Origin of the sequence: Caulobacter sp. D5, from assembly GCF_003185805.1 — a bacterium.
Taxonomy (GTDB): domain Bacteria; phylum Pseudomonadota; class Alphaproteobacteria; order Caulobacterales; family Caulobacteraceae; genus Caulobacter.
Genome location: NZ_QHJY01000580.1, coordinates 1 through 1,421 on the forward strand (window position 1 = coordinate 1; position 1,421 = coordinate 1,421).

At 67.4% G+C, this 1,421-nt stretch carries 2 protein-coding genes; both read left to right on the forward strand.

The features are described from left to right. The coding region (locus tag DMC18_RS25475; protein ID WP_233248309.1) for a YdcF family protein at nt 1-603 on the forward strand (603 nt) is incomplete at its 5' end. Then, nucleotides 600-1,313 (forward strand): 1-acyl-sn-glycerol-3-phosphate acyltransferase, encoded by a 714-nt coding sequence (locus DMC18_RS25480; protein WP_110118029.1) that lies wholly within the window; start codon nt 600-602, stop codon nt 1,311-1,313. The genes DMC18_RS25475 and DMC18_RS25480, both read left to right, overlap by 4 nt. Nucleotides 1,314-1,421 lie beyond the last annotated feature (108 nt).

Below are 1,421 nucleotides of genomic sequence, written 5' to 3' on the forward strand. Positions count from 1 at the left end.
ATCGTGGTGATGATCTGGACCCTGGGCCTGCTGGCCTTCACCTCGCGGGTGGAGCGCTCGACCCCGGCGGCCGATCCCCCCGTCTCCGACGGCGTCGTGGTGCTGACCGGCGCCTCGAACCTCCGCCTGGAGGCGGCCACCAAGCTGCTGGAGGCCGGCAAGGGCAAGCGCCTGCTGATCTCGGGCGTCAACCGCGAGGCCACCCGCGCCGACGTCCAGGACGTCACCAAGGCCGTCAAGCCGATCTACGACTGCTGCGTGGACTTGGGGTTCGCCGCGGCCGACACCGTCGGCAACGCCCGCGAGACCGCCGAATGGGCCAAGGCGCGCGGCTATGAGAGCCTGATCGTCGTCACCGCCGACTACCACATGCCGCGCTCGATGCTGGAGCTGCACGCCACCATGCCGGAAGTGACCCTGCACGCCTATCCGGTGGCCACCGAAAGCCTCAACGCCCGCCGCTGGTGGAAGCGCAGCCACACCGCCCGGCGGATGATCGTGGAATACTGCAAGTACCTGGCGATCCTGGGGCGCGAGGCGTTCCTGAACCTGGGTCCGAAGGAAAAACCCGCCGAGACGTCGGCAAAAGGGAAAGACTCTTGATCTACCTGCGCTCGTTCCTGTTCCAGCTGTTCTTCTGGCTGTGGTCGGCCACCCTGGCCACGCTGATGCTGGTGACCCTGCTGATGCCGCGCGCGGCCAACCGCGCCGTGCTGCGCTTCTGGTCCCAGGGCGTGATCTTCGCCCTGCGCTGGCTGGCGGGCGTGAGGATCGAGGTGCGCGGCAAGGAATACGTTCCCACCGGCCCGGCGCTGGTGGCCGCCAAGCACCAGTCGATGTTCGACGTCTTCAGCCAGTTCGCCATCCTGCCCGACGCCTGCTTCGTGATGAAGAAGGAGCTGCTGATGGTGCCGCTGTTCGGGTGGCACGGCCTGAAGGCCAAGATGATCGTCGTCGATCGCAAGGGCCACTCGACGGCCCTGAAGAAGCTGGTCCGCGACTCCATCGACCGCATGAAGGAGACCCGCCAGGTCGTGATCTTCCCCGAAGGCACCCGCGGCAAGGTCGGCGAACCCGGCGACTACAAGCCCGGCATCGCCGCGCTCTATCGCGAGCTGGAGCTACCGGTGACCCCGCTGGCCCTCAACTGCGGCCAGCACTGGAAGCACAAGAGTCTGCTGGTCGAGCCCGGCGTCATCGTCTTCGAATACCTGCCGCCCATCCCCGCCGGCCTCAAGCGCGGCGAGTTCATGCGCGAGCTGCAGATACGGATCGACACGGCGACCAAGGCGCTGGAGGACGAGCATATCTGACGCCTGCGGCGTCCCCCTCAGTCGCTCCGCGACAGCTCCCCCAGAGGGGGAGCATCTTGGCGCCATAAATCCTCCCCCTCTGGGGGAGGTGGCCCAGAGGGCCGGAGG